The 16,291-nt window shown below is 67.6% G+C and carries 12 protein-coding genes; 3 read left to right on the top strand and 9 right to left on the bottom strand.

Translation table 11 applies throughout. From position 1 onward, the window contains the following. Positions 1 to 283 precede the first annotated feature (283 nt). Genes ABAZ39_RS33115 through ABAZ39_RS36190 form a run of 3 tightly spaced genes read right to left on the bottom strand, consistent with a single transcriptional unit; the run spans position 284 to position 4,048 of the window. A complete protein-coding gene (locus ABAZ39_RS33115) occupies positions 284 to 751 on the bottom strand; it encodes a DUF6262 family protein (protein ID WP_144243467.1) in 468 nt (155 codons plus the stop codon). Beyond that, positions 675 to 2,876 (bottom strand): tyrosine-type recombinase/integrase, encoded by a 2,202-nt coding sequence (locus tag ABAZ39_RS35675; protein WP_144243468.1) that lies wholly within the window; start codon positions 2,874 to 2,876, stop codon positions 675 to 677. Before ABAZ39_RS35675 ends, ABAZ39_RS33115 begins: the two co-directional genes overlap by 77 nt. Next, positions 2,867 to 4,048, bottom strand: coding sequence for a tyrosine-type recombinase/integrase (locus ABAZ39_RS36190; RefSeq protein ID WP_038527841.1), 1,182 nt, complete (start codon positions 4,046 to 4,048; stop codon positions 2,867 to 2,869). The genes ABAZ39_RS35675 and ABAZ39_RS36190 overlap by 10 nt, the downstream gene beginning before the upstream one ends. A 235-nt stretch (positions 4,049 to 4,283) precedes the next feature. On the opposite strand from ABAZ39_RS36190, the gene mazG reads away from it, so the two are divergent. Continuing rightward, a complete protein-coding gene (gene mazG, locus ABAZ39_RS17050) occupies positions 4,284 to 5,093 on the top strand; it encodes a nucleoside triphosphate pyrophosphohydrolase (RefSeq protein WP_040134108.1) in 810 nt (269 codons plus the stop codon). Positions 5,094 to 5,100: 7 nt separating this feature from the next. Here mazG and ABAZ39_RS17045 read toward each other — a convergent pair whose 3' ends face one another. The 6 genes from ABAZ39_RS17045 to hyfB are packed head-to-tail and all read right to left on the bottom strand — an operon-like array spanning position 5,101 to position 12,302. Next, entirely contained in the window at positions 5,101 to 5,622 is a 522-nt protein-coding gene (locus tag ABAZ39_RS17045; protein WP_040134107.1) for an NADH-quinone oxidoreductase subunit B family protein, read from the bottom strand. Positions 5,623 to 5,633: 11 nt separating this feature from the next. Beyond that, positions 5,634 to 7,175, bottom strand: coding sequence for a hydrogenase large subunit (locus tag ABAZ39_RS17040; RefSeq protein ID WP_040134106.1), 1,542 nt, complete (start codon positions 7,173 to 7,175; stop codon positions 5,634 to 5,636). 10 nt (positions 7,176 to 7,185) lie between these two features. Then, the gene (locus ABAZ39_RS17035; RefSeq protein ID WP_040134105.1) at positions 7,186 to 8,643 is read right to left on the bottom strand and encodes a hydrogenase 4 subunit F; all 1,458 of its coding nucleotides are present in this window, start codon (positions 8,641 to 8,643) and stop codon (positions 7,186 to 7,188) included. After that, the gene (locus ABAZ39_RS17030; protein ID WP_014197065.1) at positions 8,640 to 9,302 is read right to left on the bottom strand and encodes a hydrogenase-4 component E; all 663 of its coding nucleotides are present in this window, start codon (positions 9,300 to 9,302) and stop codon (positions 8,640 to 8,642) included. Before ABAZ39_RS17030 ends, ABAZ39_RS17035 begins: the two co-directional genes overlap by 4 nt. Before the next feature lies 1 nt (position 9,303). Next, positions 9,304 to 10,260, bottom strand: coding sequence for a respiratory chain complex I subunit 1 family protein (locus ABAZ39_RS17025; protein WP_176025337.1), 957 nt, complete (start codon positions 10,258 to 10,260; stop codon positions 9,304 to 9,306). Continuing rightward, complete coding sequence (gene hyfB / locus ABAZ39_RS17020) at positions 10,257 to 12,302, bottom strand: hydrogenase 4 subunit B (protein ID WP_040134104.1); 2,046 nt, start codon at positions 12,300 to 12,302, stop codon at positions 10,257 to 10,259. The genes ABAZ39_RS17025 and hyfB overlap by 4 nt, the downstream gene beginning before the upstream one ends. 396 nt (positions 12,303 to 12,698) lie before the next feature. On the opposite strand from hyfB, the gene ABAZ39_RS17015 reads away from it, so the two are divergent. Together ABAZ39_RS17015 and ABAZ39_RS17010 are read left to right on the top strand one after the other, a co-directional pair. Then, entirely contained in the window at positions 12,699 to 15,068 is a 2,370-nt protein-coding gene (locus ABAZ39_RS17015) for a Tex family protein (RefSeq protein WP_040134103.1), read from the top strand. Between the two features lie 106 nt (positions 15,069 to 15,174). After that, positions 15,175 to 16,284: a sensor domain-containing diguanylate cyclase gene (locus ABAZ39_RS17010; RefSeq protein WP_051658204.1), complete on the top strand. Its 1,110-nt coding sequence runs from the start codon at positions 15,175 to 15,177 to the stop codon at positions 16,282 to 16,284. Positions 16,285 to 16,291 lie beyond the last annotated feature (7 nt).

Raw genomic sequence — 16,291 nt, 5'->3', positions numbered from 1 at the left:
TACCTAGGGTGAAATGCCGATTGGCGGTGTGGAATAAGGGGTTGCACGTCGCTGACATGTCAGTTCCGAGGGCGGCGGGAGGCGTACGGAGCGGAGGCTTGAGCGCCGGCGTTCGAGCGGTGGCATGCTCCGCGGGACGCTTTAGGGGGTATTTGGGCGCCGAACTTGAGGGATGGCGTCAGCGTGGCTTAGCATGGCGGGGCGGTACAGGCTGGGGAGCCGATGGCCGCCGCCGAACTTGACACGGTCCTGGGGTGCGCCGCGGCGGCCCCAGGCTCGGCGCTCAGCGGTCGTAGCGGGCCAGTTTCGCCTGCATCCCGGAGAGTTCGGTCACCGCCTTCTTATGGCGCTGCCGCCAGTCCTCGGCCTCGCCCAGCGCCTTTTCGTAGCGGCGTTCGAGCAGGGTCTTCTGCTTGCGCAGATCCGCCATCTCAGCCTCCAGGCGGGTGATCTTGTTGCGCAAGGCCGCTTCGATGGTGGCGGCGCCGCGGGCGGTGCGGACACGCGTCGGCACGCCCTCCACCTCGATGCGCTGGTGCTGGCTGGCGGCGCGTAGCCGCTCGATGTCCGGTTTGAAGTTCTGGTAGAGGTACTCGCGGCTGACGCCGGCCTTTTCGGCAACGGTCTTGAAGGTGATGACCTCGCCGGTCTGGCGCATGTCGTGAAGGGCGGCCTCAACGGCCCGGCGCTTGCGGAGGCGCTTCTCCTCCGCTGCGGCACGCAGGCCGCTGGTATCTGCGGGTGTCGCCACGGTAACTGCCTTCCGCCTGGATGGTGGTGATGATGGTGGAGAGGTTTACGAGCAGGGCCTCGTGGTGCGCCAGCCGCCGTTCGCCGATCTCGGCCATGCGGCTGCGGCCGTCCTGGCGGAAGCCGGCGATCTCCTGCTTGAGGCGGGCGATGGTGCGGGTGATGGCGCCGCGCTCGCGGTCGAAGAAGGCGATCTGGTCGGCATCGGCGCGGAAATGGATGCAGGTCATGCAGGCGCGGTTGTGCTCGCACCAGTCTCCCAGTTGGCCGGGCAGGGCGCACAGGCCGCCGGGGACGTCCACGGCGAGGGCGGCCTCCTTGCGCACGGCGAGGTCGGTCATCCTCTCGTCCACTTGGCCCTTGATATCGATGAACTTACCGCCGCCCTTCTCCAGCAAGGCCTTCTTTTTCAGCTGAAGACGGCGGTTTATGTAAACCATGGTCATGTCGGCGGAGGCATGGCCAAGTTCCATCTGGATCAGCGCGATGTCGTGGCCTTGCAGGGCCAACTCTGTCCCGTAGAAATGGCGTAGGCCGTGCCAGCCGAACTCCCAGGGACGCCCGTCCTTGTCGTTGATACGCTGTGCAATGATCCATAGGTTGATTACCTTCCGGGAATAGGAGGCCGTGATGGGCGCCTCGCCATCGCCCCAGCGCGTCGGGAACAGGTAGGTCGTTCTCCGACCCCATGCTCGGAGGACGTCCTGCTGCTGGTCCTGGATGGTCTTGATTACCAGGGCGTGGGCGGCGTCCTCCTTGAGCAGGGGTTTGGTGTTCCACCTTTTCACCTTGGATTGGTAAAAGGTCAGGATCATGAATCGGGTGTCGTCGGGATCGTCCTTCAGGCAGTCGAAATCAAGGGAATGCAGATCGGAGCAGCGCATTCCGGTATAGCGGTCGAGGATAAGAAGACGCCTGGCAACGGTGTCGAGGGTATCGAGCCTCTGGAACATCCGTTCCACGACGTCTTCGGGAATGGAGCGTTCGGCCACCTTCAACTGATAGCCGCGGCCGCCCGGCCACATACCCTCCACACGGCGGAGGTTGCGCTTGTCGATCTTGATGTCGACCCAACCCTTATTGGGCAGATAGCCGGAGGCGTACTGCACCATGTTGCAGACATCGGCATACCAGTTTTTGCCGGCGAGCCGGCGGGCGTTCCCCCAGTTCAGAAAGGTTTCGGAGATGAACCCCTGTGTCACATGCTCGATCCGCGGATTGGCATACGTCTCGCGCAGGCAGGTTTCGAGCAGAACGAGGCGCGAGATGTAAGCGGTCAGAGTACGCGGGCTCAGTTCGCGATGCTCAATCTTGCTGAGAACAAAACATCGCGCCGTGTCGCGCAGCCATTCAAACTGAAACTGGTAGAAGTGGATGTAGGGGGTTCCGCGAGGCGTGTCGGCAATATCATCAGCAGGGTACAAGTCACGCAAGAGGATAAGATCTCGCTGCTCCAGAGGCCTCATCTTCTCGCGTAAGATAACAAGCGTGAAGATCACGTCATTGGCTGCCGTACTGGTAACGCCGCTGTATTCCTTCGTTACAACGCCCCGAGAACCGTCGGCGTGGCGGGTGAGGGACGCCGGCGCCATTGTAGGTGTGGCCCAACCGCCGCTGGCCAGCCACGCCTCGAAGACGGCTCGGAGCGGCGTGCTGCCGTTGCCGTTGCCGGCGTCGATGGGGTGGCCGTAATCGATCAGACAAGGGCCGGGCCGGTCGGCGACGGAAGCCAGATCAGAACAAAATCCGATCAATCGGACACGCAGGTAATGGGCTATCCTGGAGCGCGCCAGGGGATGGGCAAGCCACCAAGCGAAGAAAGCTTTGAGTTCCGTCTTGTATGGTTCCGGAAGGGCGCTGAAATCATAACCTATCCCTCGGAGGAAGTCGTCATCTCCCCGTTCCTGAAGGTTCCGGCCATCCGCCTGGATACTCAGAACAGTATTCTCGGAGCGCGAACCACAATAGAGATTTGATGTCTCATCAATGCCGAAGCAGTCCCGCAGAGTAAGAAAGCCCCAGCGATCACGGTCGAGGAGAGCAGGGGAAATGGCGGCTGTTAGCGTCCGCAGTCCGCCCAAATAGGCGTCCGACGTTGGATTGGCATGAACAAGGCTCAAAGCCACTTCAGCGTCTCCTCGGTGAGCGCCTGCCGGCGGAGGTTGTCCAGCTTGCCAGCCAGGTCCTCGTGGCTCTTCAGGCGCAGCTTGCGGTATTCGGCGTTGAAGAGGTGCTTGTAGATGCTGTTGGTGGTCTGCGGGCTGGCGTGGCCGAGGCGGTCGGCGACATCGAGCAGGCTGTAGCCCTGGGCGATGGTTTCGCTGGCGTGGGAATGGCGGAACATGTGCCAGGTGAACGGGACGCCGGACTTGCGAACCAGCCGGTCCTGGATGTCGTAGGCGTTGTGCTCGGTCAGGCCGCGGCCGATCCGCCCGCCCTGGACGTTGCAGAACACGAAGTCGGTGCCGCTCTCGAAGGCCGGCAGGTACTCGTCGCTGGCCAGGAAATCCTCGTACAGCCGCATGATGAAGTCGGGCACCGGAACGGGCCGGGCCTTTCCGTTCTTGACCCGCGCTCCGTTCTCCAAGGAGCGCGGCGTGATCCAGATGACGTTCTCGTCGAGCCGGAAATCCTCGTGGAAGAGGCCGCGGGCTTCGCCGATGCGCATGCCGGTCACGTAGAGGATGACCACTAGGAAGGCATCGCGGGCCAGGGTCGCCGCCTCGATGATCCGGAAGACCTGGTCCGGCAGCAGCCGGGAATCGGCGGCCCGCTTGGCGGCGGCAGCCCTGGCCGTCTTGTCGGTCCGCCGCTGGGTCTTGCGGTGGGCCTTCCGGGCGGCGACGTGGTGCAGAAAGGGCTTGTAGGCGTCCGGTGCCTCGAACCCCCGGTGCCGTTCGACCGTGTCGAAGACCGCGGAACTGTGCCGCAGGTCCAGAAACTCGTAGAAGCCCTTGATGGCAAAGAGAACTTGGTTATGAAGGCTGGGGGAAAGTTCGGCAGGTTCGCCATGCAGCGGCACGATGTTCGGCGTCGCGCCGGTATCATGCCGGGCGATGGTCGTGAGAAAGCGATCGAATTCCGGCGCGGTCAGGTTGGCGAAGCTCTTGCCCAGAGCCTTCAGATGGTTGCCCAGGCGGACGGCGTGATTGGCATAGTGCCTGATGGTGCTGGGCGCGTAGCGGCGTGCCTCAAGGAACAGGACGAAATCGCGGATCTCGGGCACCACGGCGCCGGTGTCGTCGAAGGCTGTCCAACTGACCGAGCCCGATGGCATGACAATGCGCTGGAGGAACATGGCGAACCCGCCGCGTCGTTGACAGACCTAGGGTAAGCCTGTCAGCGACGTGCCTCAAAGGCGCATTGGGATTACGTATCTGACGTTTCTGACATACGAAACATGCCTATAGGTATTTCCATAATCTCACTTATATGATTTTAATGCTCCGGCGGGGCGTGTTCCCTTTTCTCAGTGCCATGGGTCGGCTAAGGTCGCTGTCCCGTCCCATCCCGCTGCCGAAGAAGACCTTTCCATGGCCCGAAACATCGACCGCCTGATCGACGTCATGGCCCGCCTGCGCGACCCCAACGGCGGATGCCCGTGGGATCTGGAGCAGACCTACGCCACCATCGCGCCGCACACGATCGAGGAAGCCTACGAGGTGGCCGACGCCATCGAGAAAGGCGACATGCCGGCGCTGCGCGAGGAGTTGGGCGATCTGCTCTTCCAGGTGGTCTATTACAGCCAGATGGCCCGCGAAGAGAATCTGTTCGACTTCGACGAGGTCGCCGGCGTCATCACCGACAAGATGATTCGTCGCCACCCGCACGTTTTCGGCGCCGAGGAGGTCAAGGGCGCCGACATGCAAACCTCGCGCTGGGAGGACCACAAGGCCGCCGAGCGCGCCGCCAAGGCCGCCGAGGAAGGCCGTGCCCCGTCCGCCCTGGAGGGCGTGATCGCCGGTCTCCCTGCCCTCACCCGCGCCCTCAAGCTTCAGAACCGCGCCGCCCGCGTCGGCTTCGACTGGACCGACGCGCGGGACATCCTCGACAAGATCGAGGAAGAGGTCCGCGAACTGCGGCATGAGATGGACAGCGGCTCCGCCCCGGACCGGGTGGCCGACGAACTGGGCGATCTGCTCTTCGCTCTGGTCAACCTCGCCCGCCGCCTGAAGGTCGAGCCGGAATCGGCGCTGCGCGGCACCAACGCCAAGTTCGAACGCCGTTTCCACCGCATCGAGGCGCTGCTGTCCGAACAAGGCCGCACGCCCAAGGAAGCGACGCTTGAGGAGATGGAAGCCTTCTGGCAGCAGGCCAAGCGCGAGGAACGCGGGGAGTCCTGACCCGCCCTCATCGCGCCGCGCTGGTCTCCAGCAAGGCCAGCAGGCCGGCCAACAGATCAGTTGGCCGAGGCGGACAGCCGGGAATGCGCAGGTCCACCGGCAGCACCTCCTCCACCGGACCGACGCAGGCGTAGCCACCGGCGAACAGCCCGCCGCTGACGGCGCAGTCGCCGCAGGCCACCAGCCATTTCGGACCGGGCGTGGCGTCCCAGGTGCGGACCAGCGCCTCGCGCATGTTGCGGGCGACCGGGCCGGTGACCAGCAGGACGTCGGCGTGCCGCGGCGAGGCGACGAAGTGGATGCCGAAGCGCTCCAGGTCGTAGATCGGGTTGTTCAGCGCGTGGATTTCCAGCTCGCAGCCGTTGCAGGACCCCGCATCGACCTCGCGGATCGACAGGCTGCGGCCCAGCCGGGCCTTGGCGGCCTTGCCCAGCTTTCCGGCCAGTTCCGCCAAAGCCGGATCGGCGGGGGCCGGAGCGGGTTCGGTGACCGGGCCGCCGGTCAGGGAGGTCAGGATGTGCTTCAGCATCGGCGGCCTCCTTACAGGTCGTGTCCCGCGTAGGAACAATTGAACGATTTGTTGCACAGCGGGAAGTCGGCGACGATGTTGCCGCCGATGGCCGCTTCCAGCAACGGCCACTGGAACCAGGACGGATCGCGCGGGTGGCAGCGGGCGACGGCGCCCTCCCCGTCCAGCCGCACCCAGGTCAGAATCTCGCCGCGGAAGGATTCAACCAAAGCCATGCCCTCCCCGCCCCGGCCGGCCTCCAGCGGGACCGACGGGTGGTCCAGGCCGCGCGAGATCGCCGGCAGGCGGGCGACGATCTGCTCGATCAGCGACAGGGACTGCTCCACCTCGCGGATGCGGACCCAGACGCGGGCGTTGACGTCGCCCTCGGTCAGCACCGGCACCTCGAAATTCAACTCGTCGTAGGGTGCGTAGCCAGGGCTGCGGCGGGCGTCCTGGTCGCGGCCGGAGGCGCGTCCGACATGGCCGCCGGCGCCGAAGCGGGTGACCAGCTCCGCGGACACGACCCCGGTGGTGACCGTGCGGTCCTGCAAGGACGCCTTGCCGTCATAGACGGCGACCAGCGGCGGGAAGCGTTTGCGCAGTTCCGCCACCAGCTCCAGCAGCAGGCCCGCGCCGCGCTCCGGCAGGTCGGTGGCGACGCCGCCGGGGATCACCCGGTCCATCATCAGCCGGTGCCAGAAGCAGGCGTCCGCCGTGCGCAGCACGCGCTCCCGCAACTGGCTGGTCTGGGCCAGCATGAAGGCGAAGGCGGCGTCGTTGCAGATCGCCCCGATGTCGCCCAGATGGTTGGCGATCCGCTCCAGCTCGGCCATCAGGGCGCGCAGCCATACCGCCCGCGCGGGGACCTCGACACCGAGCGCCGCCTCCACCGCGCGGGCGAAGGCGAGGCTGTGCGCCACCGTCGCGTCGCCGGAGATGCGGGCGGCCAGCCTCGCCGCCTCCGCCACCGGCCTGCCCTGCATCAGCCCTTCCACGCCACGGTGGACGTAACCGAGCCGCTCCTCCAGCCGGACGACGGTCTCGCCGTTGGCGGTGAAACGGAAATGGCCGGGCTCGATGATGCCGGCATGGACGGGGCCGACCGGGATCTGGTGCAGCCCGTCGCCCTCCACCGGCAGGAAGGTGTACGGGCCGGGGTTGGGCACCGGGGCCGCCGGCTGCTCCGACAGGGGACGGCGCACGCCCCAGGCATCGTGGTCCAGCCAGGGGCGCGGGTCGGTGGTGCGCTCCGCCACCAGGCCGTAGAGGTCGTGGGCGGCGCGCTCCAGCCGGTTGGCGGCGGGCCGCACGGCGCTCAGGCTCGGGAAGCGGCCTTGCGGGCAGTCGAGGCTGACCACCGCGATGTCGCCGGAGAAATCCTCGCGGAAGGCGGCGTGGACCGCCTTCGGTTCCCCCCACAGGCCGAGCAGGCTCCAGCCGTTGCCCGCCAGCCCCTCGATCAGGCGCAGCCAGCCGTCGCGGCCCAGCCGGTAGCGCGGCCAGGGCCGGTGCCCCTCGACCGGCGTGCCGATGCGGTTCAACAGGCCGAACAGCGGTTCTTCCCCGTACATGCCGCCTCCCCTACCCCAGCAGCGCCGCGACGGTCTGGAACCACGCGACCAGCGGCCCCGGCAGCCAGACCCCCGCCACCAGAACCAGCGCCAGATGCGCGTAGAGCGGAATCAGCGTTCCCTCCAGCGGCACCGATGCCACCGGAACGCCGCTGCCCTCCACCGTGCCGGGCGCGCCGAAGCACAGCTGCTGGACCCGCAGCACCAGCGCCCCGAAGGCGACCAGGATGCCAACGACCAGCGGCAGGGCAAGCAGCGGTTCCCGTGCGAAGGTGCTGGTGACCAGCAGGAATTCGCTCATGAACACGCCGAAGGGCGGCAGGCCGGCAATGGCAACGACCCCGGCCAGCAGGCCCCAGCCGAGCGCCGGATGGCTGACTGTCAGGCCGGAAATCCGCTCGATCCGCTGCGTGCCCGTCACCTGAACGGCGTGGCCGACCGCGTAGAAGATGGCCGACTTGGTCAGGCTGTGCATCGCCATGTGCAGCAGCCCGGCGAAGTTGGCGAGCGGCCCGCCCATGCCGAAGGCGAAGGTGATGATGCCCATATGCTCAATGGAGCTGTAGGCGAAGAAGCGCTTCACGTCGCGCCGCCGGTAGAGCATCAGCCCGGCCAGCAGCAGCGAGGCCAGCCCCATGGCGATCATCAGCGGCCCCGGCGCGATGGCCTGCCCGTTCGCCGCCAGAAGCATCTTGAAGCGCAGCACGGCGTAGAGCGCCACGTTCAGCAACAGGCCGGACAGCACCGCGGAGATCGGCGTCGGCCCCTCCGCGTGGGCGTCGGGCAGCCAGGCGTGCAGCGGCGCCAGCCCGACCTTGGTGCCGTAGCCGATCAGGAGGAAGACGAAGGCGAGATTGAGGATCGCCGGGCTGATCTTGGCGACATGATCCATCAACTCCGTCCAGGTCATCGCCGCCATGCCCGGCCCCATCACCGGCTGGGCGGCCATGTACATCAGGATGGTGCCGAACAGGGCGAGCGCGATCCCGACGCCGCACAGGATGAAGTATTTCCACGCCGCCTCGATGCTGGCGGCGGTGCGGTAGAGGCTGACCATCAGGACGGTGGTCAGCGTCGCCCCCTCCACCGCCACCCACATGACGCCCAGGTTGTTGGCCGACAGGGCCAGCAGCATGGTGAACATGAAGGCCTGGTACATGGCGTGGTAGAAGCGCAGCTTGCGCTCGTCCAGCTTCCCCACCGCGATCTCGTGGGCGATGTAGCCGGCGGAAAAGACGCTGGTGGTCAGGCCGACGAAGGCGGTGAGCGCGATCAGGTAGATGTTGAAGGCGTCCACCACGAACAGCGCGCCGCTCGACGGCTCCAGCCCGAACAGGACCAGCGACGCCAGCAGCGTGACGGCGGAGAAGCCGATGTTCAGCCGCGCCCCCAGCCGGTGGCCGGGAACCAGGGCGAGGACGGCGGCGCCGATCAGCGGGGTGGCGACGATGACGGCGACGGCGTTCAATCGCTCTCCCCCCGGAAGCTCTCGATCTTCTGCATGTCGAGCGTGTCGAACCGCTCGCGGATGTGGAACAGGAAGATGCCGAAGATGATGAAGGCGACCATGACGGAGAAGGCCACCGACATCTCGACCACCAGCGGCATGCCGGCCACCCCGACCGCCGCCAGGATCAGCCCGTTCTCGATCGACATGAAGCCGACCACCTGGCTGACCGCGTTGCGCCGGGAGATCATCATCAGCAGGCCGAGCAGGACGACCGACAGCGACAGCGCCAGATTCTCGCGGGTCAGGGCGGTGGCGTCGGCGGTCACCGGCAGCACCAGCAGGATCGACAGGGTGACCAGCGACACGCCCGCCACCATGGTCAGCCCGATGCCCAGCGCCGGTTCTATGGTGCGGTGGATCTTCATCTTCACGACGATGCGGTGCAGCGCCACCGGGATCAGGATGGCCTTGAGGACCAGCGTCAGCAGCGCGGTGATGTAGAGGTGCGGCTCCCCGTGGGAATAGGCCTGCCACGCCGCCGTGGCGGTCAGGGCGAGCGCCTGCATGGTGAAGACGTTGAGCAGGGAGAACAGCCGCCGCTGGTAGAGCAGAGCGAAGCTCATCAGCAGGACGACGGCTCCCAGCATGTGCGCGACGTCATAACCCAGGTCGCTCACCTCACACCCCCCGCGACACGTAGAGGAAGATCGCGCCGAGCAGACTCAGCAGCAGGGCGCCGCCCAGGAACTCGCCGACCCGGAAGACGCGCATCTTGGCGATGGAGGTCTCGAACAGCGCCAGCAGGGTTCCGCCCATGGCCAGCTTCGCCACGAAGACGACCATGCCGCCCAGCGCCGCCGCCACGCCGGACCCGGCGGTCGCCATGCCCCAGGGCGCGAAGACGCAGGCGATCAGCGCCATGTAGAGCAGCATCTTGAGCATGCTCGCCGCCTCGACCAGGGCGAGGTGGCGGCCGGAATATTCCAGCACCATGGCCTCGTGCACCATGGTCAGTTCCAAGTGCGTGGCCGGGTTGTCGATGGGGATGCGCGCGTTCTCGGCGATCGCCACCATGACCAGCGCGATCAGCGCCAGGGCCAGGGAGATGCGCAGCCCGACCGCGCCGGACAACATGAAATCGGCGATCTCGGCGAGCGAGGTGCTGCGGACCAGGATCGCCACCGAGAAGACGATCATCAGCATCGCCGGTTCGGCGAGCGCCGCGATCATCATCTCGCGCGACGAGCCGATTCCGCCGAAGCTCGTCCCCGTGTCCATTCCGGCAAGCGCCAGGAAGAAGCGCGCCGAGCCCAGAAGGGCGATCAGCGCGATCAGGTCCGCGGTTGGGGCGAGCGCCAACTGCGTGGTGAAGACCGGCACCAGCCCGGCGGCCAGCCAGATCGCCGTGAACATCATGTAGGGCACGGCGCGGAACAGCCAGGAGGCGTTGCGGGCCAGAACCACCTCCTTGCGCAGCAGCCGCAGCAGGTCGCGGTAGGGCTGGAGCATGGAGGGCCCCCGACGCCCGACCAGCCGCGCCTTGACCAGCCGCACCCAGCCGGTCAGCAGCGGCGCCAAGGCCAGCACCAGAAGCATCTGCAGGATCTGGTAGAGGGTGGCGAGCAGCGGCGTCATCGTTGAGTCACCGCCACCATCACCAGCAGCACGACCAGCGCCAGGAACATCAGGGTCAGGTAGCGGCGGATGGTCAGGAACTGCAGGCGGTTGGCCTTCTCGGCCAGCCAGCCCACCGCGCGGGCCAGCGGCTCCACGACCACGACCCAGGCCGGGTCGGTCCAGGTCACCGACAGTCGGGCGGGGCGCGTGTCGCCCGGTGACGGCATGTCCACATGGTCGCGGGCGCGGAACACCGTGCTGCCAAAGGCGCGGCGGATCGGCTGGCCGAAGCTGGAGGCCGTGTACTGGGTGACCGCCGCCGGGTCCGGCCCGTCGAAGCCGCAGCCCCAGGGGATCGACCAGCGCACGCGGTCGCTCGCCTTGCGGTGGATGCCCAGAACCAGCACGACCGACAGCAGCCCGATCACCACCAGCATGATCAGGCCGTTGTAGGAGTTGCCGATGGCCGAGGTCGGGGCCAGCCAGAACCACGGCTGGTAGGCACGCCCGTCGAACGGCCCGGCCTCGACCAGCAGGCGCAGCGCCGGCTCGAACAGGCGGATCAGCGGGGTCGGCAGGACGCCGAGAACGACGCAGAGCACCGCCGGCACCGCCATGCCCAGCCGCATCGCCCGCCCGACCTCCACCGCCTCCCCCGCGGCGCGCGACCGCGGCCGCCCGAGGAAGGCGATGCCGTAGAGCCGCACGAAGCAGGCGCCGGCAAGCGCGGTGGCGAGCGCCAGGGCGGCGCCGACCACGGCGATCTCGATCTTCAGCGACCATTCCGACAGGGCCGGGGCGTTCAGGATGGCCTGGAACAGCAGCCACTCCCCGACGAAGCCGTTCAGCGGCGGCAGGGCCGAGATCGCCGCGGCGCCGATCAGGGCGAGGACGGCGGTGGTCGGCATCCGGTGGATCAGCCCGCCCAGCCGGTTCAGATCGCGCGATCCGGTGGCGGTCAGCATGGCGCCCGCCGCGTAGAACAGCAGGCTCTTGAACAGCGAATGGTTGACCACATGCAGCAGCGCCGCCGCCAGGGCGAGCGCGGCGATCACCGGCGTGTGGGCGGCCTTGAAGACCAGCGCGAGCCCCAGCGCGATGACGATGGCCCCGATGTTCTCCACCGTCGAATAGGCGAGCAACCGCTTCACGTCGTCCTGCATCAGCGCGTAGAGCACGCCCATCACGGCGGTCAGCGCGCCGAAGCCCATGGTCACGCCGCCCCACCACCACTCCGGCTCGCCCAGCAGGTCGAACAGCACGCGGATCATCGCGTAGACGGCGACCTTGGTCATGACGCCCGACATCAGGGCCGACACATGGCTGGGGGCGGCCGGATGGGCCAGCGGCAGCCAGACATGCAGCGGCACCAACCCGGCCTTCGACCCCGCCCCCAGCAGGATCAGCACCACGACCAGCGCCGCGGCCCCCGCCGCCGGCGCGTGGGCGCGGATGGCGGCGAAGCTGTAGTCGCCGTGCGCCGTCGCCAGCACCCCGAAGGCCAGCAGCAGGCAGGCTGTTCCGAAGCTCGCCATGATGATGTAGAGGCGCGCGGCCTTCGGCGTTTCCGGGTCCCGATGGGTGGACAGCACGAGCAGCCAGGAGGCCAGCGACATGAACTCCCAGGACAACAGGAAGGTGAAGGCGTCGGCGGCGATCAGCACCATGTTCATGCCCGCCAGGAACAGCGGGTAGAGCGGCAGGACAGGGCCATCCTGGGAGCCGCCCTGAGAACCGCTGTGAGAATCGTGATGCGCCCGTTCGTACCCCCAGCCGAACAGGCTGGCGGTGATGCCGCCCAGATTGACGACGATCAGGAAGACGGCGGACAGCGCGTCGGCGCGCAGATGGGCCTGGATCCAGGGCAGCCCGACCGGCAGCACCAGCGCCGCGTCCGGCCCGCCCCCGGCCAGCCGGAGCGCCGCCCACAGCGCGATCAGCGCGCAGGCCGCCGCCGTTCCGCCATAGACCACCGTGGACGCCTGCGGCAGCCGCTTCGCCGCGGCGCCGAGGACGGCCACTGCGAACAGGAAGGCGATTGCCGAAACGACCAGTCCCAAGGCAGCGAATCCGTTTGGATTAGACCCACAATCAGTAAGGATGTTTCTCCCAATGAACGCAAGGGGAAAAACTCTGTCGCGTTCATCTTGCGAATGCGCGTGCTTTGGGCGACACGCGCACAGAAAAAAGGCGGCTCCCCAATTCGGGAGCCGCCGGAGTCTGTTCGGGAGGAAACGCAACCAAGTTGCAGGGGAAGATATGCGCCCGTTAAGGTTAACGACGCGTGAATCGTGCGAGGTTTTTCTTTAACTATACTTTTTCGCAAGAATCGGGCTCCGGATTCGCGCGCCCACTCCGGACCGGTCTCCCCGGCCTCTCCCAGATCGGCACTGGCCGGGAAGGCCCCCTTCGCGCTATAGGAGGCACCCTTCCCTTTCACCAGTCACCGGTCCTCCATGCCGTCCACGTCCATCAGCCAACGCATCGCCGACGAGCTTTCGGTCCGTGAATCCCAGGTCGCCTCGGCCGTCAAGCTGCTCGACGAAGGATCGACCGTCCCCTTCATCGCCCGTTACCGCAAGGAGGCCACGGGCGGGCTCGACGACACGCAGTTGCGCACGCTGGAGGAACGGCTGTCCTACCTGCGCGAGCTTGAAGACCGGCGCGCGGCGATCCTGTCCTCCGTCCGCGAGCAGGACAAGCTGACGCCGGAGCTGGAGCTGCAGATCCGTCAGGCCGATACCAAGACACGCCTGGAAGACCTCTACCTGCCCTACAAGCCGAAGCGCCGCACCAAGGCGCAGATCGCCCGCGAGGCGGGACTGGAGCCGCTGGCCGACCGGCTTCTCGCCGATCCCTCGCTCCAGCCGGACGCCGAGGCCGCCGGCTTCGTCAGCGCCGACAAGGGTGTGGCCGACGTCAAGGCGGCGCTCGACGGCGCCCGCCACATCCTGGTGGAGCGCTTCGGCGAGGACGCCGAGCTGGTCGGCCGGCTGCGCGCCACCATGGCCGACAAGGGCGTGGTCACCTCCAAGGTGATCGAGGAGAAGCGGGCCGAGGGCGCCAAGTTCTCCGATTACTTCGAGTTCGACGAACCCTGGGCGAAGGTGCCCTCGCACCGCGCGCTGGCGCTGTTCCGCGGCCGGACCCAGGGCGTGCTGGACATCCGCCTGGACCTGCCGGTCGAGGAGGGACAGCCCCACCCGGCGGAGCGCACCATCGCCGCCCACACCGGCATCCGCGACCAGGGCCGCCCGGCCGACAAGTGGCTGTCCGACGTGGTGCGCTGGACCTGGAAGCTGAAGATCGGCCCGCATGTCGAGACCGACCTGATGGGCGACCTGCGGGAACGCGCCGAGGACGAGGCCATCCGCGTCTTCGCCCGCAACCTGCATGACCTGCTGCTGGCCGCCCCGGCCGGCCCGCGCACGACCATCGGCCTCGACCCCGGCATCCGCACCGGCGTGAAGGTCGCCGTGGTCGACGCCACGGGCAAGCTGGTCGACACCGCCACCGTCTACCCGCACCAGCCGAGGAACGACTGGGACGGCTCCATCGCCGCCATCGCCGCCCTGGCGGTGCGCCACAAGGCGGAGCTGATCTCCATCGGCAACGGCACAGCGAGCCGCGAGACGGACAAGCTGGTCGCCGACCTGTTCAAGCGCCACCCCGAGCTGAAGCTCACCAAACTGGTGGTCAGCGAGGCCGGCGCGTCGGTCTATTCGGCCTCCGAGACCGCGGCGGCGGAGTTCCCGAAGCTGGACGTCAGCCTGCGCGGCGCCGTCTCCATCGCCCGCCGCCTTCAGGACCCGCTGGCCGAGCTGGTGAAGATCGAGCCGAAGTCCATCGGCGTCGGCCAGTACCAGCACGACGTGTCGGGTGGCAAGCTCGCCCGCTCGCTCGACGCGGTGGTTGAGGACTGCGTGAACGCGGTCGGCGTCGACCTGAACACGGCGTCCGTTCCGCTGCTGACCCGCGTGTCCGGCCTGAACGAGACGATCGCCCGCAACATCGTGGAGCACCGCGACCGCAACGGCGCCTTCCGCTCGCGCAAGCAGCTGCTGGACGTGGCGCGCCTTGGCCCGAAGACCTTCGAGCAGGCCGCCGGCTTCCTGCGCATCCGCGAGGGCGACAACCCGCTGGACACCTCCGCCGTCCACCCCGAAGCCTACCCGCTGGTCGAGCGCATCCTGAAGAAGACCGGCAAGGACCTCGGCAGCGTCATCGGCGACGCCCGCTTCCTGCGCGGGCTGAACGCCGAGGACTTCACCGACGAGCGGTTCGGCGTGCCGACCATCGAGGACATCCTGAAGGAGCTTGAGAAGCCGGGCCGCGACCCGCGTCCGGAATTCAAGACCGCCACCTTCCAGGAGGGCGTCGAGGAGCTGAAGGACCTCCAGACCGGCATGGTTCTGGAAGGGGTGGTGACCAACGTCACCGCCTTCGGCGCCTTCGTGGACATCGGCGTGCACCAGGATGGGCTGGTCCACATCTCGCAGCTGTCCACCAGCTTCGTGAAGGACCCGCACACCGTCGTGAAGGCCGGCGACATCGTGAAGGTCAAGGTGATGGAGGTCGATATCCCGCGCAAGCGCATCGGCCTGACCATGCGCCTGACCGACGCCGCCCCGCGCCCCGAGCGTGGCCAAGGCCGTGCGGAAGGCCAGCGTGGCGACGACAAGCGCCGGGACGACCGCCGCGGCCCGCCGCCCGGCAAGGGCGGCTCCGCTCCGAAGCCGGCTCCCAAACCGGCAAAGGCGCCGGAGCCCGTCAACAACGCCTTCGCCGAAGCTTTCGCGCGGGCGCAGGCCGGCAAGAAGCGGTAAGGCTCAGCAAGCGTGGGGCGGGTGCCGGACACACTCCGGTACTCTCCCCATGGACGGTTCGTGCGCCAAAGGCTAGTGTGCACCGACGCCAACCGCATAGGCGCCCATGTTCTCTTCGGCAACCCGAATCGTCGGACTGTACGCGGTCCTCGCCACCGCGTGGGTGGTGGGGTCCGACCGCCTTTTGGACGCTGCCGGTCTGGGCGAGGTGGTGCTGATCCAGAACGTCAAGGGCACCGCCTTCGTTCTGTTCACCGCCCTGGTCCTATGGGGTTTCATGCGCCAGGAGTTCCAGCGCCGCACCCGGTCGGAGGACGCCTTGCGCTCCACGCTGGAGCGGCTGGCCCAGTCGGAGGCCGATCTCCGCTCGGTCATCGAGAAGCTGCCGGACGCCTTTTTCCGCACGGATCTCGACGGTCGGGTCAGCATGGCCTCCCCCCAGTTCGCGCGGGAGTTCGGTCTTACTCCGGAGACGGTGATCGGCACCCGCATCGCCGATCATTACGTGGAGGAGGATGGGCGCGCCAAATTCCTCGCGGCGCTGGAGGAAGCGGGCGGCGAGGTCCGCGATCACCGCATGCCGATGCGGCGGCAGGACGGCACCACTTTCTGGATTTCCGCCAACGCCTACATCCGCCGCGATCCCGCCGGGCGTCCCATCGGGGTGGAGGGGATTGCCCGCAACACCACCGCCCAGCACCATCTGGAGGAGCGGCTGCGCTATCTGGCCGGGCACGACGCGCTGACGGGCTTGTGCAACCGCATCCGCTTCGAGGACCGGCTGGAGCACGCCATCGCCCGCGCCAAGCGCGAGGACAAGAGCTTCGCCCTGCTCTTCCTCGACCTCGACGGGTTCAAGGAGGTCAACGACACCCACGGCCACCAGAAAGGCGACGAGGTGCTGGTGACCACCGCCCAGCGCCTGTCCAGCGCGCTGCGCAACAGCGACACCACCGCCCGCATCGGCGGCGACGAATTCGCCGTCCTGCTGGAGGGGGACATCTCCGTCGAGAACGCCCGGGCCGTGGCGGAAAAGGTCATCGACTCCATCGACCGGCCCCTGCCCGGCCTTGACCTGTCGGTGTCGGCCAGCGTGGGCATGGCCTTCTACCCGTCGGACGGCGCCGACGCCGGTGTTCTGCTGCGCTGTGCAGATCAGGCCATGTACCGCGCCAAGCGCCTGGGCAAGAACCGGCTGGAGCTGGGCACCGCCTGAGCGACGG

This window comes from Azospirillum argentinense (assembly GCF_000632475.1).
Lineage (GTDB): Bacteria > Pseudomonadota > Alphaproteobacteria > Azospirillales > Azospirillaceae > Azospirillum > Azospirillum baldaniorum.
Note: the sequence above shows the minus strand (reverse complement) of the source record. Positions and strands in the feature narration are given on the sequence as shown.